24 protein-coding genes are annotated in these 25,329 nt (G+C 61.8%); 10 read left to right on the top strand and 14 right to left on the bottom strand.

Going from position 1 to position 25,329, the window contains the following annotated elements:
- Positions 1–129: 129 nt before the first annotated feature.
- The 6 genes from ACO07W_RS10770 to ACO07W_RS10745 all read right to left on the bottom strand — a co-directional run bounded on the left by ACO07W_RS10770 (position 130) and on the right by ACO07W_RS10745 (position 6,122).
- Positions 130–1,755, bottom strand: coding sequence for an FAD-binding protein (locus ACO07W_RS10770; RefSeq protein ID WP_421845931.1), 1,626 nt, complete (start codon positions 1,753–1,755; stop codon positions 130–132).
- A gap of 199 nt (positions 1,756–1,954) precedes the next feature.
- Positions 1,955–2,146 (bottom strand): hypothetical protein, encoded by a 192-nt coding sequence (locus ACO07W_RS10765; RefSeq protein ID WP_421843055.1) that lies wholly within the window; start codon positions 2,144–2,146, stop codon positions 1,955–1,957.
- Between the two features lie 55 nt (positions 2,147–2,201).
- Positions 2,202–3,974, bottom strand: a complete 1,773-nt coding sequence (locus tag ACO07W_RS10760) for an N-acyl-D-amino-acid deacylase family protein (protein WP_421843053.1) — start codon at positions 3,972–3,974, stop codon at positions 2,202–2,204.
- Between the two features lie 269 nt (positions 3,975–4,243).
- The gene (locus ACO07W_RS10755; RefSeq protein WP_421843051.1) at positions 4,244–4,651 is read right to left on the bottom strand and encodes a pyridoxamine 5'-phosphate oxidase family protein; all 408 of its coding nucleotides are present in this window, start codon (positions 4,649–4,651) and stop codon (positions 4,244–4,246) included.
- 213 nt (positions 4,652–4,864) lie between these two features.
- A complete protein-coding gene (locus ACO07W_RS10750) occupies positions 4,865–5,308 on the bottom strand; it encodes a nuclear transport factor 2 family protein (protein ID WP_421843049.1) in 444 nt (147 codons plus the stop codon).
- A gap of 103 nt (positions 5,309–5,411) precedes the next feature.
- The gene (locus ACO07W_RS10745) at positions 5,412–6,122 is read right to left on the bottom strand and encodes a TetR/AcrR family transcriptional regulator (protein WP_421843047.1); all 711 of its coding nucleotides are present in this window, start codon (positions 6,120–6,122) and stop codon (positions 5,412–5,414) included.
- An 18-nt stretch (positions 6,123–6,140) separates the two neighbouring features.
- Between ACO07W_RS10745 and ACO07W_RS10740 the strand changes: the two genes are divergently transcribed.
- Positions 6,141–6,917, top strand: coding sequence for a phytanoyl-CoA dioxygenase family protein (locus ACO07W_RS10740; RefSeq protein ID WP_421843045.1), 777 nt, complete (start codon positions 6,141–6,143; stop codon positions 6,915–6,917).
- Positions 6,914–8,137 carry a cytochrome P450 gene (locus ACO07W_RS10735; RefSeq protein WP_421843043.1) on the top strand — a complete coding sequence of 408 codons (1,224 nt, stop codon included), beginning with the start codon at positions 6,914–6,916 and terminating at the stop codon, positions 8,135–8,137. The genes ACO07W_RS10740 and ACO07W_RS10735 overlap by 4 nt, the downstream gene beginning before the upstream one ends.
- 39 nt (positions 8,138–8,176) lie before the next feature.
- On the opposite strand, the gene ACO07W_RS10730 is transcribed toward ACO07W_RS10735, so the two are convergent.
- Both ACO07W_RS10730 and ACO07W_RS10725 read right to left on the bottom strand, forming a co-directional pair.
- Positions 8,177–9,973: a hypothetical protein gene (locus ACO07W_RS10730; protein ID WP_421843041.1), complete on the bottom strand. Its 1,797-nt coding sequence runs from the start codon at positions 9,971–9,973 to the stop codon at positions 8,177–8,179.
- Positions 9,970–10,635 (bottom strand): hypothetical protein, encoded by a 666-nt coding sequence (locus ACO07W_RS10725; protein ID WP_421843039.1) that lies wholly within the window; start codon positions 10,633–10,635, stop codon positions 9,970–9,972. The genes ACO07W_RS10730 and ACO07W_RS10725 overlap by 4 nt, the downstream gene beginning before the upstream one ends.
- 133 nt (positions 10,636–10,768) lie before the next feature.
- Here ACO07W_RS10725 and ACO07W_RS10720 point away from each other — a divergent pair, with 133 nt between their 5' ends.
- On the top strand, positions 10,769–11,023 hold the full coding sequence (locus tag ACO07W_RS10720) for a type II toxin-antitoxin system Phd/YefM family antitoxin (RefSeq protein WP_421843037.1): 255 nt from the start codon (positions 10,769–10,771) through the stop codon (positions 11,021–11,023).
- Complete coding sequence (locus tag ACO07W_RS10715) at positions 11,016–11,429, top strand: type II toxin-antitoxin system VapC family toxin (RefSeq protein WP_421843035.1); 414 nt, start codon at positions 11,016–11,018, stop codon at positions 11,427–11,429. Before ACO07W_RS10720 ends, ACO07W_RS10715 begins: the two co-directional genes overlap by 8 nt.
- Before the next feature lie 225 nt (positions 11,430–11,654).
- On the opposite strand, the gene ACO07W_RS10710 is transcribed toward ACO07W_RS10715, so the two are convergent.
- A complete protein-coding gene (locus tag ACO07W_RS10710; RefSeq protein WP_421843033.1) occupies positions 11,655–12,539 on the bottom strand; it encodes a MinD/ParA family ATP-binding protein in 885 nt (294 codons plus the stop codon).
- A gap of 1,297 nt (positions 12,540–13,836) precedes the next feature.
- On the opposite strand from ACO07W_RS10710, the gene ACO07W_RS10705 reads away from it, so the two are divergent.
- Positions 13,837–14,295 carry a MarR family winged helix-turn-helix transcriptional regulator gene (locus ACO07W_RS10705; RefSeq protein WP_421845930.1) on the top strand — a complete coding sequence of 153 codons (459 nt, stop codon included), beginning with the start codon at positions 13,837–13,839 and terminating at the stop codon, positions 14,293–14,295.
- Between the two features lie 4 nt (positions 14,296–14,299).
- On the opposite strand, the gene ACO07W_RS10700 is transcribed toward ACO07W_RS10705, so the two are convergent.
- Both ACO07W_RS10700 and ACO07W_RS10695 read right to left on the bottom strand, forming a co-directional pair.
- Positions 14,300–14,695 (bottom strand): heme-binding protein, encoded by a 396-nt coding sequence (locus tag ACO07W_RS10700; RefSeq protein WP_421843031.1) that lies wholly within the window; start codon positions 14,693–14,695, stop codon positions 14,300–14,302.
- Between the two features lie 177 nt (positions 14,696–14,872).
- Positions 14,873–15,679, bottom strand: coding sequence for a PaaX family transcriptional regulator C-terminal domain-containing protein (locus ACO07W_RS10695; protein ID WP_421843029.1), 807 nt, complete (start codon positions 15,677–15,679; stop codon positions 14,873–14,875).
- 75 nt (positions 15,680–15,754) lie between these two features.
- Between ACO07W_RS10695 and ACO07W_RS10690 the strand changes: the two genes are divergently transcribed.
- On the top strand, positions 15,755–16,957 hold the full coding sequence (locus ACO07W_RS10690; RefSeq protein ID WP_421843027.1) for an aromatic ring-hydroxylating oxygenase subunit alpha: 1,203 nt from the start codon (positions 15,755–15,757) through the stop codon (positions 16,955–16,957).
- A gap of 182 nt (positions 16,958–17,139) precedes the next feature.
- Here the strand turns inward: ACO07W_RS10690 and ACO07W_RS10685 are convergent, their stop codons facing one another.
- Together ACO07W_RS10685 and ACO07W_RS10680 are read right to left on the bottom strand one after the other, a co-directional pair.
- Positions 17,140–18,147, bottom strand: a complete 1,008-nt coding sequence (locus ACO07W_RS10685; RefSeq protein ID WP_421843025.1) for an LLM class flavin-dependent oxidoreductase — start codon at positions 18,145–18,147, stop codon at positions 17,140–17,142.
- Entirely contained in the window at positions 18,144–18,791 is a 648-nt protein-coding gene (locus ACO07W_RS10680; protein WP_421843023.1) for a TetR/AcrR family transcriptional regulator, read from the bottom strand. Before ACO07W_RS10680 ends, ACO07W_RS10685 begins: the two co-directional genes overlap by 4 nt.
- A gap of 91 nt (positions 18,792–18,882) precedes the next feature.
- Between ACO07W_RS10680 and ACO07W_RS10675 the strand changes: the two genes are divergently transcribed.
- From ACO07W_RS10675 to ACO07W_RS10665, 3 genes are all read left to right on the top strand, one after another.
- Positions 18,883–19,500: a TetR/AcrR family transcriptional regulator gene (locus tag ACO07W_RS10675; RefSeq protein ID WP_421843021.1), complete on the top strand. Its 618-nt coding sequence runs from the start codon at positions 18,883–18,885 to the stop codon at positions 19,498–19,500.
- 122 nt (positions 19,501–19,622) lie between these two features.
- Positions 19,623–21,422 carry a flavin-containing monooxygenase gene (locus ACO07W_RS10670; protein WP_421843019.1) on the top strand — a complete coding sequence of 600 codons (1,800 nt, stop codon included), beginning with the start codon at positions 19,623–19,625 and terminating at the stop codon, positions 21,420–21,422.
- Complete coding sequence (locus tag ACO07W_RS10665) at positions 21,419–23,056, top strand: flavin-containing monooxygenase (protein ID WP_421843017.1); 1,638 nt, start codon at positions 21,419–21,421, stop codon at positions 23,054–23,056. Before ACO07W_RS10670 ends, ACO07W_RS10665 begins: the two co-directional genes overlap by 4 nt.
- Here ACO07W_RS10665 and ACO07W_RS10660 read toward each other — a convergent pair.
- Entirely contained in the window at positions 22,940–24,097 is a 1,158-nt protein-coding gene (locus ACO07W_RS10660) for a Zn-dependent alcohol dehydrogenase (RefSeq protein WP_421843015.1), read from the bottom strand. The genes ACO07W_RS10665 and ACO07W_RS10660 overlap by 117 nt on opposite strands.
- Positions 24,098–24,572: 475 nt before the next feature.
- Here ACO07W_RS10660 and ACO07W_RS10655 point away from each other — a divergent pair, with 475 nt between their 5' ends.
- Positions 24,573–25,328: a 5'-methylthioadenosine/adenosylhomocysteine nucleosidase gene (locus tag ACO07W_RS10655; RefSeq protein ID WP_421843013.1), complete on the top strand. Its 756-nt coding sequence runs from the start codon at positions 24,573–24,575 to the stop codon at positions 25,326–25,328.
- Position 25,329: the final 1 nt, after the last annotated feature.

Genomic DNA, 25,329 nt, shown 5'->3' with positions numbered 1-25,329 from the left:
CAGATCTTGGGGGGCTCCGCGGTGAAACGGCTACCATCAGTATCGCGGCAGATACGCCGTCATGCGCGACGGGGTCTGGCTAATTGGCTCTACGGTTCGGTATCAGGTGACAGGAACCGGTACTGATGTTCAATGCGAGGTATGGCTGACATGCTGTTTGGCTGCGTGTTTGCCCGCGCGGCGACCAGAGAACACGCAATCAGCCAGCGACAGCCCGCTGACGTAGGAGTTGGAGCAGATTCCGATTGCGGTGCGTCCTGCGCTGAACAGGCCTGGAATCGGTGCGCCGGACTCGGTGACCACCGCGCCGGTGCCTTCATCGACGCGGACGCCGCCCAGGGTGAGCATCGGGGTGGGGTTCATCAAGCTTGGCCGGATAGAAATGTTTAGCAGGGTATAAGGGGCTTGAGAAATACGGCGCACAAACTCCGGCGGCTTTCCGACCGGGTCGGTCGTCCCGTTGTCGATTGCCGCGTTGTGTGCTTCAACCGTGGCCACCAGACCGTCGGGGTCGATCCCGGCGGCCTGGGCGACTTCGCGTAGTGATGAAGCTTTCACCCTGTCGAAGAGCATCAGCGCCACAATTTGGGCGCGCTGAAACCATAACGGCTGCCTGATCGTTTGGCGCCGAGCTTCTTTCATCAGCGCGGCGTCCGCGAGAAGCCACCCTGTACCGTTGTGGTCTCGTACCAGGGTTTGCCCGACTGCCGCGCCATAACGGCTCTCGTCGATGACGCGCTGGCCGTTCTCGTTGACGATGATGGCGTTGATGAACACGCTCGGCGGCATGATGAAGCGCCACGCAGAGACGTTGTCCATCCGGTCGGTGGCCGCGTCGACACTCTGCGCGAGCGCGATGCCGCTTCCATCGTCTCCACTTGTGCCCAGTTGAAGTCCGGTCGAGTATTGCGGTGCTAACTGTTTGATCCATTCGGTGTTCGCGATGAAGCCGCCGGCGCAGATGACCACCGCGCGTCTTGCCGAAATCCGGATCGGCCGCGCGTAGCGTCGTTCGAGCTTTCGGAGCCGCCGTTCCATCAGGCGGCGCAACGGTGGATAGTAGATGCCCGGTTTCGCGGACACTTTTGCCAACGCCGCGTACGTCCGGCGGACGCGGCGCGGCGCGGCGTTCATCGTCACAGCCTCGACTTCGGCCACTCGCCCAGTGGAATCCTGGACCAGCTTCGTGGCCTTTGTCTGGGGAAGAAACCGAACACCCAGGGCGAGTGAAGATTTCGATAACGGCTGAAACAACATCTTGCCGGATGGGCCTTTTCCCTTTGCGCGATGCCCGCGCTGGACGGGTGGCGTATGACTGCGGAAAGCCCCAGAGTTTTCACTGCCCGAGTGGTACAGGTAGTAGTGATTGTTCGGAAACGACGTCTTGTAGGGACACAGCGTGGAGTCGAACGGCACTCCGTAGTTGCTCAGCCAGCTGATCATTTCAGGGCTGCTGTGCACGAACGATTCCAGGGTCTCTTGACTGACGACATCGCCGACTTCGAGACGGAGATAAGCCAGCATCTGTTCGAAACTGTCGTCAACCCCGGCCTGCTTTTGAACGGTCGTGCCGCCGCCGGCATAGATGATCCCGCCTGACACCGTAGTCGCCCCGCCGCCATTGGCCCGATCTATTGCCACCACTTCGGCGCCTTGTTCGCGGGCGGCGATGGCCGCGCAGACACCTGCCGCACCAAAGCCGACCACCACGACATCGGCGGATTCGGCAACCGGAGCTGAGCTGTTAGTCGTCATGCTTTGACCCCAATCATGCGATTTCAGGAACGACCGCAGTAGTTCCGCATTCGCGCTCCGCGCAGAGCGAAACTTTAAACAACTAGCGAAATGGCAGGAAATTGAAGCGCGTGGCTCGGTGTAACGTATTCCTGGCGAAAGCTGTTCTAACGCGACGCTATCACCTGCGCGCTTAGTGCCGAACGGCACGGTTGGTGCGTTATCGGCCACTGCCGTGATTGGCTGCTTCGAGCAGCACGGCGTAGGTGTTGGCCGGCGAGTTATCAGTCCTCGCGGCATTGCCTTCGCGCGCATCGATCAAATCGTGGATCAGGCTGTAGTCGCGAGCCAGGCGCTGTAATTGCTGCTCAAGGCGCTGACAGGTACGACTATCGCCGAGATGGACGACCACCGAACGGCGACCTGGCGCAAGGCCTCGCGTGGCCGACTGTTCGTGACAGGGGGAGTCAACGCGCTCCGCGAACTAGGCGGCCGGGCCGCGCCCCGGTGTCGACATCGTTGCGACGGGTCACTGTGCCACTGACGATGGTCGCTGGGTAGCCGCTTGCCCGCTGTAGCAGTCGGCGGCCGCCGGCGGGCAGGTCGTAGGCCATGGTCGCGGGGTGCAGGGTCAGTGCGTTCATGTCGATCACATTGATGTCGGCCTTCTTGCCGATCTCGATGGTGCCGCGATCGGTGAGACCGAAAAGTTCGGCCGTGTCACGAGACTGTTTGCGGATCACGTATTCCAGCGGCAACTTCGCGCCTCGCTTGCGGTCTCGCGCCCAGTGCGTCAGTAGGAAGGTGGGATAGGAAGCGTCGCAGATCATTCCGCAGTGCGCGCCGCCATCGGAGAGCCCCAGCACGCCGGCCGGGTGCAGCATCATCTCACGGATCGCATCGCAGTTGCCGTCTGCGTAGTTGAACAGCGGCAGCATAAGCATTGCACTGGAGTTGGATTGGAGCATCAGGTCGTAGAGAGTGGCCAGTGGGTCCTTGCCTCGCTCTTTGGCGATGGCGGCGACGGTGCGGTCGGGTGTGGGCTCGTAGTCAGGCGGATCGCCGAGCGTGTAGAGACGTTCCAGCGAATGCTGTACGAAGGCGAACATGCCGTCGAACAAAACTGTCGGGTCGATGGGCAGGTCCTCGTCGGCGAGGATCGCGGTCTTCACCGTGGTGTCCGCGAGGCGCTGCGCGAGTTCGGCGCGGTTGCACTCGGACTTCAGCTTTCGGTAGGTAGGCCGATGGGTGAAGCCATGGTGTCCTGGGAACCCGATCATCATGCCGAAGGGGCGGGCCGCAATCTGCGGGTGCAATCGACTGCCGGCCGCATGCGCCTCCGCGGACAAGTCCAGCTGCTCGCGCCACAGATTCGGGTCGGCGTCAACCTGAATGAGTGCGAACGACACCGGGCAGTCGATTTCGCCGCCCAGCCGCCGCATCCACTCCAGCTCCCGTTTCGGGCCGACAATATCCTCGCCCGCGGCACCTTGTGGCGCCAGCTCAAATACCGCCTGCCCACCGGCTGCCATAGCGCGACCAAGGCCGAACAACTCATCTTCGGCGGCGAACGTGCCGGGCACGGGTTCGCCATCCATTGCGCGGTGGGCCAAGGTGCGCGAAGTCGAGAACCCGAGAGCGCCGGCTTCGATTGCTTCGGTGACTAGTCGGCTCATCGCGGCAATGTCGTCGGGGGTGGCCGGTTCATTGCGGGCACCCCGTTCTCCCATCGCATAGGCCCGGATAGCGCCGTGGGCGACTTGACTGCCCACGTCGATCGCGAACTTCTGGTTGCCGATCGCGTCGAGGTACTCCGGGTAGCTTTCCCAACCCCATGTGATGCCTTCGGTGAGGGCGGTGCCGGGGATGTCTTCAACGCCCTCCATCAACTCGATCAGCCATTCCTCCCGGCCCGGTCGGACTGGTGCGAATCCGACTCCACAGTTGCCGGTGACCACGGTGGTGACTCCATGACCGCTGGACGGCTCCAGCGAGCTGTCCCACGTCACTTGACCGTCGTAATGGGTGTGGATGTCAACGAAGCCCGGGGCTACTACGTGCCCTGTCGCATCGAGCGTTTCGGCGGATTCGGCTGCCTTCAGGCCGGATGTATCGGAGGCGTCGGCGCCGCGGCGGACAATGTCGACGATCAGGCCATCCTTGATGCCGATGTCTGCGTAATACCGGTCTGTCCCGGTGCCGTCGACGACAGTGCCGCCAATGATCTTCAGGTCGAACACGGGTTCCTCCGGGCCTTTCAGCTGGTTGCCGGGCTGTGCCGCAACGCGAGGGCGACTTCGTGGTTTCAGGGCGGCCAGGCGCCCAGAAAACCCTATTACGCTACTGGCGGTAGCGTATATTTCACGGTATTCGTCCCGGGCGATCGAGTCAACGAATCCGTCCCAACATGGGACTCAAGGTGCCATTGAAGGCAACCAACTGTCTCGGACCCGCGGTGCAGCGACCGGCTGACTGGCCGAATCGGGGCGAACTCAGATTTCGGGTCGGTCTAGTTGCCGAACCGAAAGCGCCGCCCGCTTATGGCGGTTGGCTTGACGCGGACGTAGTGTGGCTTTTCGGTGGCGACCCATGGCAGCAAGCGTGCGCGCTCGGCCTCTTCCAACTCCTCGTCGGAGTGGGGCGTGCGAGTCGTGCCCTCCACAATGACGCTCCAGCCTCCGGCGTCATCGTAGTCGTCCGCCTCGAAAAGAACCTGATTGTTGATAGCTGCGCTGACTAACTTGGTTCCTTCGGCAGTGCGGAACAACACGGTGCGATTCTGAACGGCAAAGTTGACCGGAAAGATCTTCGGTCGGCCGTCAACGCTAGTGACCAATCGGCCCAGCGACACGCTCGACAGCAGTTGCCAACTTTCGCTTGCTGACAACACGATCACGGGATCACCTTCGGCAGACATCGTCGGCTCACCAGGCTCGGGGCGATTCGGCGGTTGTGAGCTGGGTCATCCACGGATAGGTCACCACAGCAGCTTAATGGACGGGAGTCCTGCTCGGAGTAGGCCTGACCGCGATGACGTCGATGCTGTGTGGTCAGTTTGCACACGGTCTGTTTTGGTTGGTGGGAGCGTCGGTTCTGCAGTTTCTTTCATGGCTTTGGCGAGCCGTGTTGGTTATGACTTCAGGTGTTGACTTATGTCGCCGATCTGATCAACGAACATGATTCGGGTGTTGAACCACCACACGCCGTCGATCCTTTGGAAGGTGTCGCGGTAGCGGCCGGTCACGATGACTTGCAAAGGTAGCTTCGAAGTCGCCTGTGTCACGCAGTAGTAGGACCGGCTCTGCGCGGTGCCGCTGGGTTCGTCGACGTTGATGCACACATTGGTGGTGATGTGCTTGGTCTTGGGCGTGCCGTCGTCGTAGCGACGTATCACTTGCTCATACAGTTGTCTGACACCGGCGCTGCCAACGAAGACGGTCTCTGGGGGGCCGTCCTCCATGCTGCTGATTCGGCCATGAGTGAATAGTTGGGCCACCCCGTCCAGGTCGCCTGCGTCGAGGCGTTCTGCGTATGTGTAGATCAAGTTCTCGATCTCGCGTGCGTTGTCACTCATGTCATTCGTTCATACTCGGTCTGGCGAGGGTGCACACTCCATTCGCCGTGGTGTCGAAGTGTCGGTCGTCGACCTAGACGTCGGCGGGCTGGCGATCGTCGGGCTAGCGGCCGAGGATTGTCGATTGGCTGGCGGAGGAGAGCGGGCTGGCCATGAGCACTCGCAGGTTCCTGCGCCTTTCTTCGGTGCTTTGCTGGGTGGTCAACGCCCACACGAACTCGATGACGAAGAGCCGGAAAAACCAGTCGGTGAGTTCTGCTAGCGAGATCGTGTTTCCGTCGCGAAGGCCGATCTCGTCGGCCATGTGCTCGATGTTTGCCGCTACATGGCCGCGCAGGCTCGGTGATGACGTGATGAAATGGAGCATCCGGTCGGCGGACGCTCCCGAGTAGTAGGACCGAAGATGACGGTCGCCGGCGGCGATGTCGGCAGCGGCAATGATCCCGTCGACGAGCCGATCGAGCGGGTGGCCCTGGCCGGCAAGCCGAGTTGCGATCGCCTCGGCGAGGCGGGTGCTCCGATTCACTAATACGGCTTCGACCAGATCACGTCTGGTTGCGAAGTAGCGGTGCACATTTTGGCGAGTGCAATCTGCTTCCTGGGCAACTTGTCCGATTCGTAGGTCGGCTATGCCTACTTGGTTCACCACACGCTCCGCCGCACGCAGTATGTCGTTTCGCGCCCGGTCGTAGTTCGCGGCGTCCGGCTGGGCGCGCCATGGTCTGGGTTGCGGGTGTTGTTCGTCGTGCATCGACTTAGCGGGTGGCGCGGTGTCCACCTGCATGACGTTAGCGGGTTGCCGTACAGTTGACAAATAGCAATAATGTCAAGCATGACCTATGCGATGCACGCGCATGACCTAGACCAGCTGCAGAACCAGGGCTACTGTTTGCTCAAAGACCTTCTTGCGCCGGACGTGCTGGCCGAAGTTACGGCCGTATTGGAGCGGAATTTCGCTCAAGATCAATGGGGCCGCAACGAATTTGAGGGCAGGCGCACAGAGCGTCTCTATGCCCTGCTGGCCAAGTTTCCGATCGTGGCAAAGCTCGTCGAGCACCCGGCGATCTTGGAGCTGTTGAAACGCCACTTGGCCCCGTCGGCGATTCTTGCTGCGTGCCAGGCGACGCGAATCCATCCTGGTGAGACTGCCCAAGCGCTGCATGCCGACGACGATCTCGCCGGGGTTGCGCGTCCGCGGCCGCCCTGGAGCCTGTCTGTGATGTGGGCATTGTCCCCGTACACACCGGAGAACGGGTCGACGTTGCTGGTGCCCGGTAGTCACTTGTGGCCGGACGGGCGCGAGCCTCAGGAGCATGAGATCGTGAGCTTGTCGTTTGATCCTGGATCGGCCCTGGTTTGGCTCGGCGGGGTCTATCACGGTGGCGGAGCCAACACCTCCGCACAAGCTCGCACGGGCGTTTCGATCATCTATTTCCAGCCGTGGCTGCGGCAGGTGGAAAACATGGTTCTTGCCGTTCCGCCGGATCGTGCGGCGCAATATTCCGAGACGGTTCAGCGGCTGCTCGGCTACAGCGTGGCCGAACCGACGTTCTTCGGTCACGTAGACGGTCGCGATCCGATCAAGCTCATCAAGGAAGCGATCACGTGAAACCTGGCGACATCGACCTCAGTGATCCGGGCTTCTTTGCTCATGGATTCCCGCACGATTATTTCGACATGCTCCGCCAGCAGGACTCGGTGTCGTGGAATGAGTCGCGGTTCGTCAGCGCGGACCAAGTTGTCGAGCAGCGTGGCTTCTACTCGGTGACCCGGCACGCCGACGTCGTCGAGGTGTCGCGCAACCCCGAGGTGTACTCGTCGGCCAAAGGCGGTGTCCAGATCCTTGACCGCGACGAAGAAGCACTCCAACACGTCCGAGCCATGCTGTTGTCCATGGATCCGCCCGACCACGTCGACTACCGGCGTTTGGTCAACAGGGGCTTTACTCCGCGACAGGTGCAGGTTCTGCATCCCCGCATCCAAAACGCCGCTGCGGCGATCATCGACAATGTCGTCGACCGTGGAGCGGCTGAGTTCGTTACCGAGATTGCGATGCACCTGCCGATGCTTTTGATCTGCGAACTAATGGGAGTGCCGGCGGCGGACCAGGAGAAAATCTTTGACTGGTCGAATCAACTCGTCGGTTTCGACGACCCCGGGTACAGCGATCCTGAGGCATCGCAAGTGCAAATCGCGATGCAGATGTGGATGTATGCCCATGAACTCGCCGAACAGAAGCGGCGGGAGCCCGACGAGACGCTCATCAGTCAGTTCGCCAACGGCGAGGTAGACGGACAAGTCACTACCGAGATGCAGCTCAACAACTTTTTCGTGTTGCTGGCGATCGCCGGAAACGAGACAACGCGCAATGCCACTAGCCATGCGGTCCGGCTGCTGAGCGCGAATCCCGACCAAAAGGCGTTGCTGCTCAGCGACGTCAGTCGATACTTGCCCGGTGCCATCGACGAGGTACTTCGCTATTGCCCACCGATTATGAACTTTCGGCGCACACTTACCCAGCCGGCCACTTTGGGTGGGGTCAATCTGTTTGAGGGCGACAAGGTGGTGATGTGGTATCCGTCAGCCAACCGCGACGAGCGAGTGTGGACCGATGCGCACCGCTTCGACATCACACGCGATTCAACAAAACACCTCACCTTCGGCATTGGTGAGCATTTCTGTCTCGGTGCTGGTCTGGCCAAGATGCAACTGCACTGCATCCTCGAACAGATCCTGAGACGAATGCCGGATATCGCCGTTGTTGGTGAGCCTGTGCTGTTGAGATCAAACCTTGTGGCTGGGATCAAGCAAATGAACGTCTGTTGGTAGAACAGCCAGATTGCAGTGCGGCGAGAGCCCTGGCGGCTCTCAACGCCTTCGCCACGGGTGCTCGTCCAACATCGCCGAGACCAAGCTGACTACCGCGGCGCCATCGCGTTTCTCGCTCTGGCCGAGCCTTTCGGTAACGGCCGTAATCCGCTGCAGAACACCGCCATAGGCCTTGGCGGCTGCCTTGGAGTAGTCGGCCGCAGCTTCCGTCTTATCCTGATCGGTATATCGCGAGGGCAGGTCACGCAGTTCCTGAGAAAGATTCCCGGCTTGGCTTCGCACCATCGCGATTAATCTGCCCAGCAAGTCGACGTCCGCGCGATTCCATGCCCCGGCGTCTCCCGCCGCCATGGCTTCGAGCACGAAGCTAATTGTGCGTACCGCACCCAACGAATCTTCAATTGCCCTGGTGTGAGCCCGCAACCCAGGCGGCGGGATCGGAATGCTCAACAACTGCGCTGAGCTGACCTGCGCGGCGTCGTTCAGGCGGGCCCCGTCGGCTTCTGCGCGCGCCCGGGCGACTTCGACGTCGGCGGCTTGGCGCGCGGCCGCGACTTCGCTATCGGTTTGTTCGCGCATCGCGGCGACCTGGGCCGAGACCGCGGCGCGCACCTGCTTGAGCTCAGCGTGGGCTTGGCCTACGGCGGCGTCGGCTTCCCCACGCAGCCGGGCGATGTCGGCGTCGGCGGCTTGGCGCGCGGCGGCGATCTGCCCCTCGGTCTGGCCGCGCGCCGCGGCGACCTCGGCCTCGGCGGCGGCCCGGGCTCGTTCGATCTCGCCCCGCATTTCTTCGAGTGTCTTTTGCGCTTCGGTTCGTTCGGCTGTTCGGGTGGCGGTTAGTTCTGCGATTCGGGCTTGCGCGGCGCTGAGCTTTTCGGCCGCCGCGGCTGCCTCGGCTGCGGCATTTGCGCGGGTTCGTTCGATCTCGCCGCGTATTTCTTCGAGTGTCTTTTGTGCTTCGGTTCGTTCGGCTGTTCGGGTGGCGGTTAGTTCTGCGATTCGGGCTTGTGCGGCGTTGAGTTTTTCGGCCGCTTCGGCGGCTTCGGCCTGGGCGGTAGCGGAATCTCGTTCGCGGTTGCCGCGTTCTTCTTCGAGTGTCTTTTGTGCTTCGGTTCGTTCGGCTGTTCGGGTGGCGGTTAGTTCTGCGATTCGGGCTTGTGCGGCGTTGAGTTTTTCGGCCGCTTCGGCGGCTTCGGCCTGGGCGGTAGCGGAATCTCGTTCGCGGTTGCCGCGTTCTTCTTCGAGTGTCTTTTGTGCTTCGGTTCGTTCGGCTGTTCGGGTGGCGGTTAGTTCTGCGATTCGGGCTTGTGCGGCGTTGAGCTTTTCGGCCGCTTCGGCGGCTTCGGCCTCGGCATTGGCGCGAGTCTGTTCGCGATCACCAAGGGCTTCTTCGAGCAGTTGTTGCTGGGCGGCTCGTTCGGTAGCCCGCTCATTGTCTTTGCGCGCCGACTCTGCTTGCACCGCGCGGGCACGCTCCTGTGCTTGGTCAGCATCGCGCGCTAGCTGCTCGGTTTCTGCGCGCGCCATGGAAACCGCCGCCTGGGCGTCTTGCGTCGCCTGCTGGGCCTGGCGGGCTTTTTCCTCAGCGAGTGCCCGCAAATGGTCTGCCTCGACGAGTGCCATGAGCGGTGATGGTCGTTGCCGCACCGGGCCATAGCGACCGCGGTGTTCAACAAGTTCTTCTTCGGTCATTGCTGCGGTTGCGACCAGTGCTGCCGGCGGCGGCTTAGTGCCGCGCTCTTGGGCGGCACTAACCGCGGCGAGGGCAGCACGTTTTGTTAGGGCCGCCCATGTGTGTTCGTCGAGGTTTTCGATGTGGCGCTGTGTGGTGGTCACTGCTGTCGCCGCCGTCCCCCCATGGAGACCTTGCGGCCGGTGGCGGGGCGCTTGTCCGTCGCAGGGGATGCCGGGGCCTTAGGAACCTCTTTTGTTGGCTGCTCGTCGGGTTTCGCCGGGGTCGTTGACGAATGCTTTGCCGTTGTTGCAGAAGGCTTTTCATCCTTCGTGGCAGCTGGGGTTGTGGCTACCTCGGTCAGCGGGCCTGCTTGTTGCCGCAGTACCAGCGCGAGCTGTTCGAGATGCACTGTGGCCGCTTTGGCGAGGGCATCCTCTTCAAGCTCCTCGGCGTCGTTGAGCAACCCGCGCAGTATCTCCAAGGCCAATTCTGGCCCCAGTCCGAGGGTCGCGCCCTCATTGGCTGCTGGCTCGATCCCCGCGGTTTCCACGACCCACACCAACCGCTGCCAGCACCGGGCGATCGCCGCGGCATGCCGCTCGTCGTAGCGAAGCTCCCGGTGGTGACGTTCTCGTTGCTCATGCTGTATGTCGTGACGTTTGGATGTACGCCACACCGCGAACATCACGGCTAGGGCCACGATAACGGCGGCAATTAGTGCGCCGGCACCGGCGAATCCCGCAGAGGTCACAAATTCGCGTGCGGGCGGTAACGGAGGCATGCGCCAGGCCAGGTCAGGGGGCAGACTGTCTTGAACGCTCATAGGTTCGGACGGTAACACCGGCGGTCGCTTTCAGGAGTACCCGTTGTGGCCCGGGTCGGGCAGGGGGCCAGTGACGCGTTGTGCGTTGCCTACATTCACTGGACTACTGTAGCACGCGTGCTACAGTAGTCCAGTGGTTACCGAAATCACCCAGCGCGAGCTGCGCAACAACAGTGGCGAAATAATGCGCCGCCTTGACCAGGGTCAGTGTTTTATCGTCACCCGAAGCGGTGTCCCGGTCGGAGAGCTATCGCCGTTGCGCCGCCACCGCTTTGTCAGCGCTCAGGCGGCGGTTTCGGCGTTCCACGGCGCGCCACCGATTGACCTCGACCGATTGCGTGGCGACCTGGGCTATGGCACCAACCAAGACGTCGTCCCTCGTGGCTAAGCGACAAGCGTCCCCGCAGGGGCTCATTGACACCTCAGTCGTACTCGGTCTAGACCACATCGACGCCGCGCAGCTACCAAATGAAGCGGCGATCAGCGCACTCACGATGGCAGAACTATCGGCTGGTCCGCACGCGACGACCGACAGCGCAGAGCGGGCGCGCCGCCAGGACCGTCTGCAACGTGCCGAGACCACTTTTGACGCATTGACATTCGACGCCGACGCGGCACGCGCCTATGGTCGCATCTATGCGGCGATCACAGCGACGGGACGGAAACCGCACGGCCCACGTACGGTAGACCTGCTGATCGCCGCTACTGCGCTAGCGGCCAACCTCCCGCTGTACACACGTAACGTCGACGATTTCCGCGGCCTAGAACGCCTCGTCGACATAGTTGGCGTTTGAGCTTTGTTTTGATAGCCGTCTGCCGGCTGGAGCCGGCAAGCCCAAAACCTGTTGGTAACTGATCGAATACAGCTTCTCGTCGCGGAGGATCCAGCTGGGTGTTCGGCACGGCGGCGCCGGCCTGGTTCAAGCCCATCGCCCTAGCGCCTACTAGCCGCTCGAACCCGCACCTGGTCGTCGGCGTGATGTTCTGCGGCTGAGTGGTCGCTATCACGACGTCGCTGGTTATCTGTGGGCGGTGATTTTGCGCGGCCTATCGAAGTTTTCCGAAAGAGCGGCACCGATTTCGGTGATACGTCGTCGTACTTTTCGACTGACTAACGCGAGGTGTATTTCCTTGCCCTCCTTGATGTGTGGTTCAAAAGGAAGTTCGAAGACATTGCCTCCACCGATGTGTTGTGCGAACCGTGCTTTGACGGCCTCGGTGTCGACCGAGCCTCGCCCACGGTCGGTGTGGTTGACCACCACCACGGTGCGGCCGAGAAGGTCGGCGTATCCGTGCGTACGCATCCAGTCGAGGGTCACCGCTGCTTGTTGGGCTTCGTCGAGGCTGGTGCCGGCGACAATGACCACTCCCCACGCCGTGTTCAGGATGGCTTGGGTTGAATCGTGGAAAAGGCCGGTGCCGCAGTCGGCAAGGATGATCGGATAGAACGGCGAGGTCACCTTGGTCGCCATGGTCCAGTCTTCGGCGGAGAACGGCCGCCGGGCATCGACATAATCCTGAGCGGCCAGGATTTCGAGGTTGGCGTCGTTCATTGAGGTATGCGCTCTTACCGCGTTGTAGGTTGTCAGGTGGCCGGCGCCGGCCACGAGTTCGGCTACCGTGTGTTCGCATTGTTTACCGGCGCGCTTGACCAGATTGCCGGCGTCGGGGTCAGCGTCGATGGCCAATATCATCCCGTTGCGGATTTTGGCGAGCACCGACCCCAACAGGACTGTGATAGCGGTCTTCCCGACGCCGCCTTTGACGCTGATAACAGCGGCCTGGTAGCTCACGGAGGTATCAGGTTCGTTGTGGTTGTCGACGACTTTGCGGATCTTGGCGTGCAGCTCCCGCTCGTCGATCTCATCTTGGGACAGACCTGTGTTGATCCCAGTCAAGGTCATGAGCCATCGTCGCCACCCTCTTGTCGGCGGCAGCTTGGCTGCAGCGCGAACGTTGATGCCCGTCATAGAAACTGAGGCTCTATCGCTTCGGGTTTGAGGCGGCGCGGGTTGTGTTTTGAAGCTGGCTGCTCCTGGTTGCGAGCGTGCCTGCGGGCGGCCGTGGAAGACCTGCGGCCGGTTGTTGCCCGCTATCGGCGGCGGTATCGACAGCGGGGGGGGCGGTCGCCGGCGGCGGCGCGGCCGCGGTGGGGGTGACCGTCGGCTGCGGTGGTGCGCCCATTGGGGACTTCCGAGCGGGAGTATCCGGGGTCGCTCGCTGTGCGCGGAATCCGTGTGGGGGTGTGTGATGCGATGACGGCCCAGCAGCTGCCTCTGGGGTTGGCGGCGGCGCGTTCGGCTCAGGCGCCGCAGGCCCGGACGGCTCCGCCGCAGTGGGGTGTCCACCTCGGCTTTCGGGATCTTCGGGCCACACGTATTGGTCACTCACGGACTTTCCTCCTCGAACTACTGCAGTCCCAATTTGGTTGGTGTCAGCGCGCTGTTGGGCTCAATGATGTCGTCGATCCAATCTCCTCGCGAGCGTGTAGTCGCCACACTGGACGGGGGCCTGCTCGGGGGTCATTTCGTGATCGACGAAGCGCGTGATGCATGAGGTGTGTTTTGGCACTGGCTATGTGAGTGCTCGGACAAACCACGGGAGAGGTGGGCCGGGCCCGTCTGCAACGGCTCTCACCACCGAACCGATCTTGGCTCAGCGCCGCTGATCGGAGCGGGACTTGAACGGGGTCCTGCACAGGTGAGACTGAATTGAGCGTCTCCAGCGTCGAATAGATGCGGATGGGATCGTCGTCAAGATCAGCGGTCACCAACATCGCCGCTGACCCTAGCGGCATGGCCCAATGGCTATCGCTGACAGGGGTTTGTCCGGCTGCGATCGCCAGGCGGCTGCGGCGCAACGGCGTCCACGCCGTCGGCTCCAATTTCGCGAGTAGCCGTTGGCGCACGTCCCGGCCGGTGCGCGTGACGCAGCCACCATGGCCATTGCGACGGCCGAGGACTCGAGGCGCGTAAAACGTGATATTGCGCAGATGCCGCAGCGGCTCGTTGACGGAATGTTGAACGACTAGCACTCGGTCGGACGCAGACTCGGCGGTGGGATGCTCAGTGCCGAACCTGCTTAAGGCCCGTTGTCGCTGGGCACCTTGTTGGTGGCGGTGCCGGGATGGCTCCGTTCGCCATGCCGGTGACATATTTGCCAAACAACTTGTCATTCGTGTTGGAGTGGCAGACTCGGATCATGCGACTTGGTCTTCATGTCGGGTGGGAGCCCACGGTGCCGGCCCTGGTGCAATTTGTTGCTGCAGCCAGGGGACCGAGTTTGAGGGCAGCGTTCGCCGAGGCCGGGCTCGATGGGATTCGACCGGCGCAAGCGGTGGCGTTGGTGCCGCTGGCCACCGGCCGACTGCACGCGTCGGAAGTGGCCGACCGCCTTGGGGTGAGCCGTCAGGCGGTGGCGCAAGGCATAGCGGCTTTGGAAAGAAACCGCTATGTCACTCGCGTGCCCAACCCGGCCGACGCCCGCTCCCGTATCATCGAGTTGACGCCGCGCGGCCGCAAGGCACTGCGTGTGATGCGCTCCAACATGCTCGACGTGGAAGATCGATGGCGACAGATCCTGGGCGAGCAGCGGCTCGACGAAATGCGTAAGACCTTGCAGATCCTGCTCGACGCAGATTCTGCGGAATCCGACGCATAGCGGGCTAGGCCAATAGGCCCTGGATCAGTTTGCCTACTCTACTGGGCCCGACCGAGGAGTTGCATTGATTCTGTAAATCGCCGAGCGGCCGCACGATATCGCGCATTTCGAGGTATTCCTGTGGATTCGCGGTGAAGTAATTCCGAACCGTGGACTCGGCCTGATCGTCGGACTGCGAATTCACGTCGGTCAGAGTTTGGTTAAGCGTTGGATGTGAGTCAAGGTACTGTCCCGTGGCTGCGAATACCGAGCTGCTCGTGGCGAAGAGGGCTTGCGCCGTGCATGGATTCGGCGCGGCGCCGGCCGAGGGGATCACCAGTGCGGCCGCGGTAACTCCGCCGATTCCACAGGCGACGAGGGTGCGGCGCACAGACGGGGCGGCGGTCTTCATGGGTGTCATCAGTCGCTCCTTCGCAATGGCGTGATGCGTGATGGATACTTCTCCGACGGGAGACGAATCAACTTTTTCCGGACGTTACGGGCGGCCGCGCAATATTGTCAAGCAGATTGACGATCTTGGGAGTAACGATCCGATAACCGTGATGCGCGCGCGTCCAGCGAAAACTGGTCGTGCAGATTAGCGGGTAACTCTGCTCAATCGTTGGTTGAATACGTCGTAGAACTGTCGGCACGTGGTACGCAAGGTGTGCCCCGGCCAGCTGTCGCCGATCAGTTCCAGAGGCAGCAGCGGGTCGAGCTGGAGGTGTCGGACTACGGCGATTGACAACGCGAACTCGTAGGCCGCGTTTTCGGTCGAATGGTCGTTCTTGCCTTTCTCGAGCGCCGCGTTCATCGCCTCGGTCAGTGCCCTGGCATCGGTGGCCCAGTCGTCGAGGGCAAACAGCGACCTCATCTTGCTGGTGGTGATGTCGGTAGCGGCGCCACGGAAGTGGATGCATTGCTCATCCAGGACCGCTCGCGACGTCGGCACTCGTTGTGGGTCAAGGTTGTCCGGCCGTATCCATACGCCCTCCCGGAGCTCGGCCAAGTGGAGTGCGGCGGCTGCCCTTCTGAGTTCCAGGCGATGGGCGGCTGAGCGACGCTCCAGCGAGACAACTGCCAGCTCCCAGGTGCCGTCCCAGCTGGTGGCGGCCGCGCTGTCGATTCGGGAAGCCGCGTCGACACGTTGGCGACGTTCCAGCAGCGGCCCGGCTAGGGCGTAGCTGCCACCGTCGCCGGACAGTTCTCCGTTGGAGACCATTCGCCACAGGCAGGTGCGAGCAGCGCCGTCGCTAACTCCGAACAGCGATGCCACCGCGACCAGGTCCGCCACCGGCAGCCGGGCCTGGTCGGCTCCTAAAAGGGCCGATGCAAGAACCGAGCGTGCGCTGAGCGGTCGGTTGCCGATCAGTTCGCTGACGCGGGACTGGGAAGCTGTTGGCACGCGTCTATCATCACCGATCGCGGGCTGTATCACTAAATCTTTGACGCATGACCTATGCAATGTGATACTGGCCGTATGCCTTTTCCGGCGAAGTCGTTGGTTGCTGATGATGTGGAGATCGTCAGACGGATTCTTGCTCATGTCGACGCGGGCACGACCGACGAGGGTCCGGCGTGGCGGGAGCCGGTTGACAACTATCTGAATCCGGTTCGATTTGCCGCGGAATTCCAGTTGCTGCGCGCAACACCAAGTGTCTTCGTTCCGTCGGCGACGATTCCGGATCCGGGTGACTACGTCGAACGAACCGTTTTCGGTGTGCCGTTGTTCGCTGTGCGTGGCCGCGATCAGCGGGTGCGGGTGTTCCGTAACGCCTGCCGGCACCGCGGCTTCGCCCTTGTCGGGGGCGCTGGGTGCGCGCGCGCTCTGGTGTGCCGCTACCACGGCTGGACGTATCGTTTAGACGGTTTACTGTCGCATGTACCCCACGCCGAGGCCTTCCCGGATTTAGATATGTCGACGCGCGGTCTGGTCGAAGTCACCAGTCACGAGGTGGACGGGCTTGTCGTGGTCGGCCGGGTTGACTCGGCGGGCGACGCGAAGCAGTTCGGTGGCGACGATGCGATGGCATGGCTGACTGATGGGGTCCCGTGGCGCGACAAGCTTCTCCCGGCTGAGCGTTTGCTGCGGGTGGACTCCGTTGTGCAAGCCATGAACTGGAAGGTGCTCGTCGAGCAGTTTTTGGAGGGTTACCATATCCGCTGCACGCACAAGGGCACGTTCTTTCCGCTCCAATACGATGATCTCAATGTTGTTGAAATGTTTGGCCCGAATGTTCGTATCACCTTCCCGTACCGCAACATTGAACGGCTTCGTGACCGGCCGGAAAGCACCTGGGCGACTGACGCGCGGGTAACCTATCTGTACCAGCTGTTCCCCAACGTCATGTTGGCGACATTCCCGAATTTGATCGTTATGGTCGCCGTCGACCCGTTGGACATCGGCCACAGCACGGTCACGATGTATTGGATGGCCCGGCCGGACGCTGTCGACCGAGCGCTGGTTGACATCGGGGGAATCGGTGACGGGGCGGATGCGGACGGGCTGATCGCGCGCGGTGTAGCAGAGGACAATGAGATGTCTGCGGGTGTGCAACGCGGATTGCATTCCCGTGCAAATAAATTCGTAGAGTTCGGCCGGCATGAAAGCGCGGCGGGCCACTTCCATGCAACTCTTGACGATCGGTTGGCCCAATTGTCCACTACCCAGAGTGCTGAATAGAGGTATCTGGGTGTGCGCCAGTTGTGTTGGCTGTGTTCAAGGGTCGAGCGGAGAAATATGCCGTGGTCGGCGGCAGTCTGCTATCGCGCCGCAGGTAAGAACGAGTCAGTCGTGTTGTTGATATAGACCATGACTCCTGGCGCCAGGGGAAGTGGATGGCGTCTGCGCGAAGATTTGCGCGTTCATCGTCGCTTAGCCGGCGCGGCCGCATCCGTAACGTGGGGGAGTACCGCATCGGCCAGCAGGTGCAAGCTGGCCCAGCCGTCAGCAACCGGAAGTCCACCAATGAGTGGATTCATCACGACTTCCCTTCGGCCATGACGGATCTGGTCAATCAGTTGTTGGGGGGTCAGGATCTCAACGTTGTTGAGTTGGCGCAAGTCCTCGATCGAGGCGGCAGCTACTTCGTTGGGCCGCGGTACACCCGTGCGTTTCCAGGCGCTGTATTCGGTGGCTTCGGTCATTATGAAACCGCCGTAGCGGGTCCAGGCTTCGTCGGGATCGGCGTGTAACAAGGTGACAGTACTGCCGTTTTCAGGGCGGTAGATGAAGCCTGACTTACCTTGGCGGCGCAATTCCTGTTCGTACAGTGCCTCTATATCCGGCATGGCCATCGGCGGCGAGAACGGCAGTCCGAACCGCGCGGCGCGCCGGGCGGCCGCGACGGTCATGCCGCCGATGAAGACGACCGGATGCGGCCGCGTATACGGCTTCGGGGTGACGTTGATGAGTTTGCCGTCGTAATCGAACGACTGCTCGCTCCATGCTTTGAGCAAGACCGACAGGCACTGGTCCATGAGAGCGCCGCGCTGTGACCAGCTTTTGCCCATGGCGTGGTATTCCTCAGGCCGGTAGCCCATCCCGGCGACAAAGCTGAAGCGGCCGCCGGCAAGATTGTCCAGTACGGCGACATCCTCGGCCAGGCGAATTGGATCATAGAGCGGAACGATGAGGGCGTTGATGCTGATTCGGACGTTGCGAGTGCGCCCGGCTATCGCGGCGGCAAGGATCAACGGCGACGGAAGCCAGCCGGTGGCCGCGAGGTGATGTTCTTCGCCGCTCACGGCGGTGAATCCATGCTGATCAGCGAACTCCGCCATGTCGAGCGCCGCCTTATAGCGGTCTGCGTGGTGCGCCGCGGGATCGGCGATGTTCGTCATATTCAGCCGCAATGCGGTGATCAAACTCATTGTTCGCCGGTCGTGCCTTTCGGTTGCGCGAAGAGTGTTCCTCGGATCAATTGCTTGGCCGAGCGCAGCGTGGCGCGGTAGGTCTTAGGTGGCAGACTGGCGGCCTGCTCCATAAGGCCCCGTGTCAGCGCGTAGATTGCGTCGACCGCAGCTGCGGGTTCGGTGTCACGTGACAGTGCGCCCTTTGCTCGCGCCTCCGCGACGATATCGCCGATGATGTCATGCAACACTTTGAGGCCAGGGTATTTCGGCCCGCCGCTGCGCAGGTGGGTGCCGCTCTCGGCGCGGATTGCTCGTTCGAACGCGGCGAGATGAGGATACTCGCGTAAGAGCCGGTCCGACTCGTCGAACAACGCGTCAATGCGGTCGACGGGGCCGCGGGCTTCGGCGGCGGCCATTCGCAGCCGAGGTAAGGCGATGTCCTCGATCTCTCCCACGGTTGCCTCAAGTAGCTCGGCCTTATTAGCAAAGTAGTGATAAAGGCTGCCGCTGGTCATGCCGGCGGCACTGGCAATCTCGCGGATGGTCGCCTGCGAGTAGCCCACCTCGGCAACGCAGCGCATCGTCGCGACAATGATCCGGCGCCGGGTCTGCTCCCCGCTGACTTTTGCGGGCCGGCCCAATTGAGACGGGGTAACGGTCATGGCAAGCGGCGCCTGCCGTCGTTTGGTCGAGCACCCACCGCCCACCTCCGTGCACCGCCCAAAAAATTGATCAGTCGATTATATTCGAACCGTGACGCCGACACAGCTGGGCCGTCCAGTCGGTGCCAGTGGAGAGGAAACCCGCCAGCGGATCATTGTCGCGACGATGCGCTGCGTTGCCGAGGTGGGCTATTCCCGAGCGACTATCCGCGAGATCGCTCGCATGGCAAATGTGACCAGCGCCAGCCTTTACAACTACTTTCCCGACAAGTCGGAATTGATCAACGCGACGATAGCGACGCGAGCTGAAACCGCTTTGCCCCGGTTGCGCGATGCTGCCGAACGCCCGGGCGACGTGATTGACAAGATCGAAGCGGTACTCGATGAATCCGGCCGGTTGATGCGTGAATACCCAGCGCTGGCCGCTTTCGAATGGGCGATCCGCGCTGAGAGTGCCGTGGCTGCTGATTCCCGGTTGGCCGGTGTCGCGGGGTTCGAAGCGTTCCGCGAAATCATCAAGGATGTCGTGGAAAGCGCGTTGCGGCGAGGCGAACTGGCCAACCGATCGGATGCAAGCGGGGCGGTAGCTGCCGTTTACGCGCTCAGCTACGGTCTGATCGAGCTGGCGGCAACACTGCCGCCCGCCGACTATCACGCGGCGCTGGGCGCTTCTAAGCAGTTGATCCGGGGCACCTTGTTCGCCGAGTGATGGTGGCCAGCTGCGATTGGCTGGTTCTGGGTCGGCACACCCTTGATATGATCAAACGATTGATTATATAGCCGCGTCGGCCGCCAATTGGAGTCGCCTCACCCGAGAGTGGAGTCGAGACTGTGACCGAGACTGTTGCGTTGTCTTTCGACGTCGACGCGTTGCGTCGGAAATACGCCGAAGAGAGAGCACGGCGATTACGCCCCGAGGGGATAGCTCAGTACGTGGAGATCGCGGGTGAATTCGCCCGGTTCGCCGACGATCCTTGGGTGGATGGCGACTACGCACGCGAGCCAGTCGCCGACGAGGTTGATGTGGCGATCGTCGGAGCGGGCTTCGGCGGGCTACTGACCGGTGCTCGGCTACGCGAACGTGGTGTCGACAGTGTGCGGTTGATCGATCGAGCGGCCGACGTGGGTGGTACTTGGTACTGGAACCGTTATCCCGGGATCGCTTGTGACGTGGAGTCCTATGTCTACTTCCCGTTGTTGGAGGAACTCGGGTACATCCCGACGGAAAAATATTCCAAGGGAGCGGAGATCTTTGCGCATTGCCGGCGCATAGCCGAACACTACGACCTGTACCGTGACGCGTGCCTGCGCACTGACGTCCATGAAATCCGCTGGGACTCGAAAGATTCTCGCTGGGTGATCCGCACCAACCATGGTGATGAAATGCGAGCGAGGTTCGTTTCCATGGCCAACGGATACCAAGCGAAGCCGAAGCTGCCCGGCATCCCCGGTATCGGTACGTATCGCGGTCATACATTTCACACCAGCCGATGGGATTATGGCTACACCGGCGAGAATCTGGAAAACCTGACCGACAAGCGGGTCGGCATCATCGGTACCGGGGCAACCGCGGTCCAATGTGTGCCGCACCTGGCGGCGGCGGCGCAACAGCTCTTTGTGTTCCAGCGCACACCCTCTACGGTGGATGTGCGCGGAAACTTGCCTACGGATCCGCAATGGGCCAGGGCGTTGCAGGCCGGCTGGCAGAACCGGCGCATACAGAACTTTCAGCTGCTCACCGCCGGCGGTCAGGCTGAGGAAGATTTGGTTGCTGATGCCTGGACGAGTATTACCAAGAAGCTTCCGGTGATGCGTTATGACGCTTCTGGTGGGCAGAGCCCCGAACAACGATCTCGGGACATCGAACTCGCAGATTTTGCCAAGATGGAGGAAATCCGGGCGCGAGTCGATGAACTCGTGACTGATCGTGCCACCGCGGAGGCGCTCAAACCCTGGTACGGCTACTTCTGCAAGCGGCCCTGCTTTCACGACGATTACCTGCAGTCGTTCAATCGCCGCAATGTCACGTTGGTCGACACTCGCGGTCGCGGGGTGGAACGCATCACCGAGTCAGGGGTTGTCGTCGACGGGGTGAACTACGAGCTGGACTGCCTGATCTTCGCGACGGGCTTCGAAGTGGGCACTGACTACTGTCGCCGCACCGGCTTCGAGCTGATCGGCCGTGATGGTGTGACGTTGACTGAGAAGTGGGGGGACGGTGTTCGGACCTTCCAGGGTCTGTGCGCGAATGGTTTTCCCAACTGTTTTATTGAAAGCATCGCGCAAGCAGGGCTAACGGTGAACTTCCCGTACTTGCTGGATGTCCAAGCCACCCACGCAGCATGGATCATCGCCTCTTCCCTCGGCCGCGGCATCACCGAAATCGAAGCCGCTGCTGCTGCCGAAGCCGCCTGGGTGGACACGGTGGTGCAGCGCTCGGTGGCCACAGCTGAGCGGGCCAGCACGTGCACCCCCGGCTACTACAACCGGGAGGGAATGGCCGACGCCAAGACGCGGCAGGGCAGCTTCTTCTTCGGTGCGCCTACCGAGTACGCCGACATACTGGAGGAATGGCGGAAGGCAGGCGACATGGCGGGCTTCGAGCTTCGTAGTGGGAAGGTCGGCCAGTGAATTATTTCCGAGGCCGGTTGAGGGCAGTGACTCGGCGTCGGCGCACACCGAAGGTCGCGATCATTGGTGCGGGATTCGGCGGTATAGCCGCGGCAGTGGCGCTGCGGCGCGCCGGAATCAACGACCTGGTCATTTTCGAAGCTGACGACGGCGTCGGCGGCACTTGGCGGCGCAACACCTATCCCGGTGCGGCCTGTGATGTTGTGAGTCACTTGTATTCATTTTCGTTCGCGCCCAACAAATCCTGGAGTCGCACCTACGCTCGGCAACCTGAAATTCTTGCCTATCTAGAGTCGGTGGTCGACGATTTCGATCTACGCCGACACCTTGTGCTCGACACCAGGGTCAGCTCGGTTCGCTGGAATTCTGACACCGGTCAATGGGACTGCCGAGTGGAGGGCTCCGGCGATACTGAAACGATGTGCGTCGATGTCGTAGTCAGCGCGGTAGGTTTGTTTGGGGCGTTGAAGCGTCCAGATATTGCCGGTTTGGCCGGCTTCAGCGGCGCGACCATGCATACTGCGCAATGGGATCACTGCGTCGATTTGGCCAACAAGCGAGTGGCCGTGATCGGTACCGGGGCCAGCGCGGTCCAAGTTGTGCCCGAGCTGGCGAAGATCACCGAACGGCTGACGGTGTTTCAACGGAACCCGCCGTGGATGTTCCCCAAGGACGATCGCTTTTACAGCGCGACCGAATTGGCTCAGTTCAGGCGTAACCCGCTGGCCGTTCGCCGCACGCGTTGGCAGAACTGGAAATTGCTCCATGACAACACCGGGACCATGGCCGACGACCCGGTCGTGGCCGCTCGTTCACAGATCTCGACGGCGTTCCTCGAACGCACAGTGGATGATGAGGGGCTTCGACACGCCCTGACGCCCGACTATCCGTTCCGCTGTAAGCGGGTGCTTTTGGGCGACGACTACTACCGGGCTCTGCAGCAAGACCACGTTGACCTCATCACCGAACCGATTGACCGGATCACCGAGACGGCGGTTGTCACCACGACCGGCAGGCCTGTGGATGTCGACGCGATTGTGCTGGCCACTGGGTTCGAGACGTCGAGCTACCTGTCGGGTATCGAGGTCATCGGCGAGGGAGGTAGCAACCTACACGAGCGCTGGGGGGATGACCCCAGCGCCTATTTGGGAGTCGCTGTCAGCGGGTTTCCCAATTTTTTCATGCTCTATGGCCCCAATACCAACCAGGGCGGCAGTTCGATCGTCTATGTCCTGGAAGCCGGAGCTCGGCTCGTGGCGAGTGCGGTGCGCCGGGTGGCGCGCCGAGGCGGTTGGATATCGGTGCGTCCTGAAGCCGAAAAGCGCTACAACGAACAACTTTCCGCCGACCTTGAGCGCTCCATATGGACTCGATGCGACAGCTACTTTCGGTCGCCTACCGGGCGCATTGTCACGCAATGGCCGTACAGAGAACTCGATTACGCTCGTCGCACGTGGCGCTTGAGACCCAGAGATTGGCTGCACAACACTGCGGCAGCTTCGGCCAGAAGTCGACGCCTAGCTGAGACCAAAATCGATGACGCCCCGGATCAGTTCGCCAGCGACGAGATCGGCGTAGGCGTCGTTGATGTCGTCGAGCCCGTAGCGCTTCGTGATCATCTCGTCGAGGAGTAGCTGGCCGGACTTGTACAGCCTGGCCAGCAGTGCAATGTCGCTCTTCGGGTTGCAGGAGCCAAACACGGTTCCGCACAAGGTTTTGTTCATTAGAATGAACTCTTGAAGCTTGGCCGAGATCGAATTCGTTTGCGGCGAAGCCAATCCGGTGAGTACGCAGGTTCCGCCCTTTCGGGTAAGCGCCAGTGCGCTGCCTACGTCGGCCTCGCAGATCGTTGCTGGCGCAACGATGACCGCGTCAGCCATCACTCCGCGAGTTAGTTCACGCACCATTTCAGTGGCCTCGAGCGCTGTCGCCGCAGTGTGAGTGGCTCCGAAAGCCAGCGCGGACTCTCGTTTGAACTCCACCGGGTCGACCGCCACAATTTGGGCGGCGCCGCTGATTCGCGCGCCCTGAATGGCTGCTGTGCCGATCCCGCCGGCACCGATCACCACCGCGGTGTCGCCGCCGCGCACGTTGGCGCGGCGCGCTGCTGAGCCGTATCCAGTTGGAACCGCACACGCGAGCAGTGCCGCGGGCACCAGCGGGACGTCTTGATCGATTTTGACCAGAGAGTCAGCAGAGACAACGGTGTGTTCGGCGAACGCGCCGATCTTAGATATGTGCCCGAGGTCGCGTCCGTCGACCGTGTGATGACGGAACGTGCCGTCGGTCGTCATGCCGGGTGCCAGGGTCCCAGAACCGGTGTCGCACAGGTATTCCATCCCGGAAGCGCACCATCGGCACTGCCCGCAGACCGCAACGAAGGACGTCACCACATGATCGCCGGGGGCAAATCGAGTCACCCCTTCACCGACCTCGACGACCACGCCGGAACCTTCGTGTCCGCCGATCGTCGGCGACATAGCCGGCAATCCGAGGGATCGCAGTGTCTCCGGTGGCGGGGCCAGCTTACCCAGCCGAATGTGTTCGTCGGAGTGGCACAGCCCGGTGGCTGCCAGACGTATCAGAACTTCACCGAGCCGGGGCGGATCCAATTCGAATTCGCCGACAGTCCACGGACGGCCGTATTCATAGAGGATGGCGGCGCGGCTTCGCATCGATTCGGTGCCTCTCGGTCGTGGCCACTGCCCGGCCCTCGTCGGAACGGGGTCCGACGAGGGCCGGGCAGATTTACTATCAAGCGTTTGATTATATATTGTCGTCGACAGGTTGCCTCAATATCAACCATCTGGTCGCTGGCCCGACAGTGTTGTGGTGCAACGACATCGATTCAGCCCATGGTGAACCGGAATCGCCAGCGATCCGCTTCGGATTGTCAATCGGGTACGCCGACGGAAGGTGTATGGTGCCTGGACACCCGAGCAATGCTGACTTCCCGGAGGTGGCAACGGTGGTCAAGGCCACAGCTGAGACACGGCCTGGATTGCGTGAGTGGTAAGAGGTTTATATATAGATCGAGTTCGACGTGCCCAAAGGAGCCGACCCCTTGGTGATCAGTTCGATCGAGATGGCGGGCCGCCGACCGAACGACCGCCGACGAGGTGAGCTTGAGTCGCGGCCGGACGTAGCGCGGTGACGATCGGCGTCATCTGCGCAATCCCGCAGGAGTTGGCATACCTACGTGGAGTCCTGCACGAGGCCAAACGTGAAACGGTCGCCCAGATTGTCTTCGATACCGGCGAACTTGATGGGCACCGAGTCGCATTGGCAGAGGCCGGTATGGGCAAAGTCAACACCGGGCTGGTCGCAACGCTGCTTGCCGACAGATTCCGGTGCCGGACGATCATTTTCACCGGCGTCGCGGGCGGACTAGATCCCAAACTATGCATTGGCGACATCGTCATTGCCGAGCGGGTTGTGCAGCACGATTTCGGAGTGCTGCGCGACGAGCAGCTGCAGCCCTATCAGCCCGGACATGTTCCTTTCATCAAACCGACCGAAAGGTTCGGATATCCGGTCGATCTCGCGTTGCTGGATCGGGTCAAACACCGCCTCGAGGAGTTCAGTCTCCCCGCGCTGCCAACGGCGGCTGGCGGTGGTGACCGACCGCCACGAATCAACTATGGCACCATCCTGACCGGAGACCAGTATCTGCACTGCGAACGGACACGTAATCGTTTACACACCGACTTCGGTGGACTCGCCGTCGAAATGGAGGGCGGTGCGCTGGCTCAGATTTGCGAATCCTTTGCCATCCCCTGGTTGGTTATCCGTGCGCTCTCTGACCTGGCTGGCACCGACTCCGGGCTGGACTTCAACCGTTTTGCGCATGAGGTGGCGGGCAGCTCAGCGCGCATCGTCCTGCAATTGCTTCCGATCCTCGACTAGA

It is taken from the genome of Mycobacterium sp. (genome assembly GCF_965230835.1).
Classification (GTDB): Bacteria; Actinomycetota; Actinomycetes; order Mycobacteriales; family Mycobacteriaceae; genus Mycobacterium.
Note: the sequence above shows the minus strand (reverse complement) of the source record. Positions and strands in the feature narration are given on the sequence as shown.

Coding starts and splice junctions, on each gene's coding strand:
- ACO07W_RS10705 (WP_421845930.1), top strand. CDS start 13,837: ATGCGACTTGGTCTTCATGTCGGGTGGGAGCCCACGGTGCCGGCCCTG.
- ACO07W_RS10685 (WP_421843025.1), bottom strand. CDS start 18,147: ATGAGTTTGATCACCGCATTGCGGCTGAATATGACGAACATCGCCGAT.
- ACO07W_RS10725 (WP_421843039.1), bottom strand. CDS start 10,635: ATGAGCGTTCAAGACAGTCTGCCCCCTGACCTGGCCTGGCGCATGCCT.
- ACO07W_RS10750 (WP_421843049.1), bottom strand. CDS start 5,308: ATGAGTGACAACGCACGCGAGATCGAGAACTTGATCTACACATACGCA.
- ACO07W_RS10680 (WP_421843023.1), bottom strand. CDS start 18,791: ATGACCGTTACCCCGTCTCAATTGGGCCGGCCCGCAAAAGTCAGCGGG.
- ACO07W_RS10660 (WP_421843015.1), bottom strand. CDS start 24,097: ATGCGAAGCCGCGCCGCCATCCTCTATGAATACGGCCGTCCGTGGACT.
- ACO07W_RS10770 (WP_421845931.1), bottom strand. CDS start 1,755: ATGACGACTAACAGCTCAGCTCCGGTTGCCGAATCCGCCGATGTCGTG.
- ACO07W_RS10755 (WP_421843051.1), bottom strand. CDS start 4,651: ATGTCTGCCGAAGGTGATCCCGTGATCGTGTTGTCAGCAAGCGAAAGT.
- ACO07W_RS10700 (WP_421843031.1), bottom strand. CDS start 14,695: ATGACACCCATGAAGACCGCCGCCCCGTCTGTGCGCCGCACCCTCGTC.
- ACO07W_RS10710 (WP_421843033.1), bottom strand. CDS start 12,539: ATGACCTTGACTGGGATCAACACAGGTCTGTCCCAAGATGAGATCGAC.
- ACO07W_RS10740 (WP_421843045.1), top strand. CDS start 6,141: ATGACCTATGCGATGCACGCGCATGACCTAGACCAGCTGCAGAACCAG.
- ACO07W_RS10690 (WP_421843027.1), top strand. CDS start 15,755: ATGCCTTTTCCGGCGAAGTCGTTGGTTGCTGATGATGTGGAGATCGTC.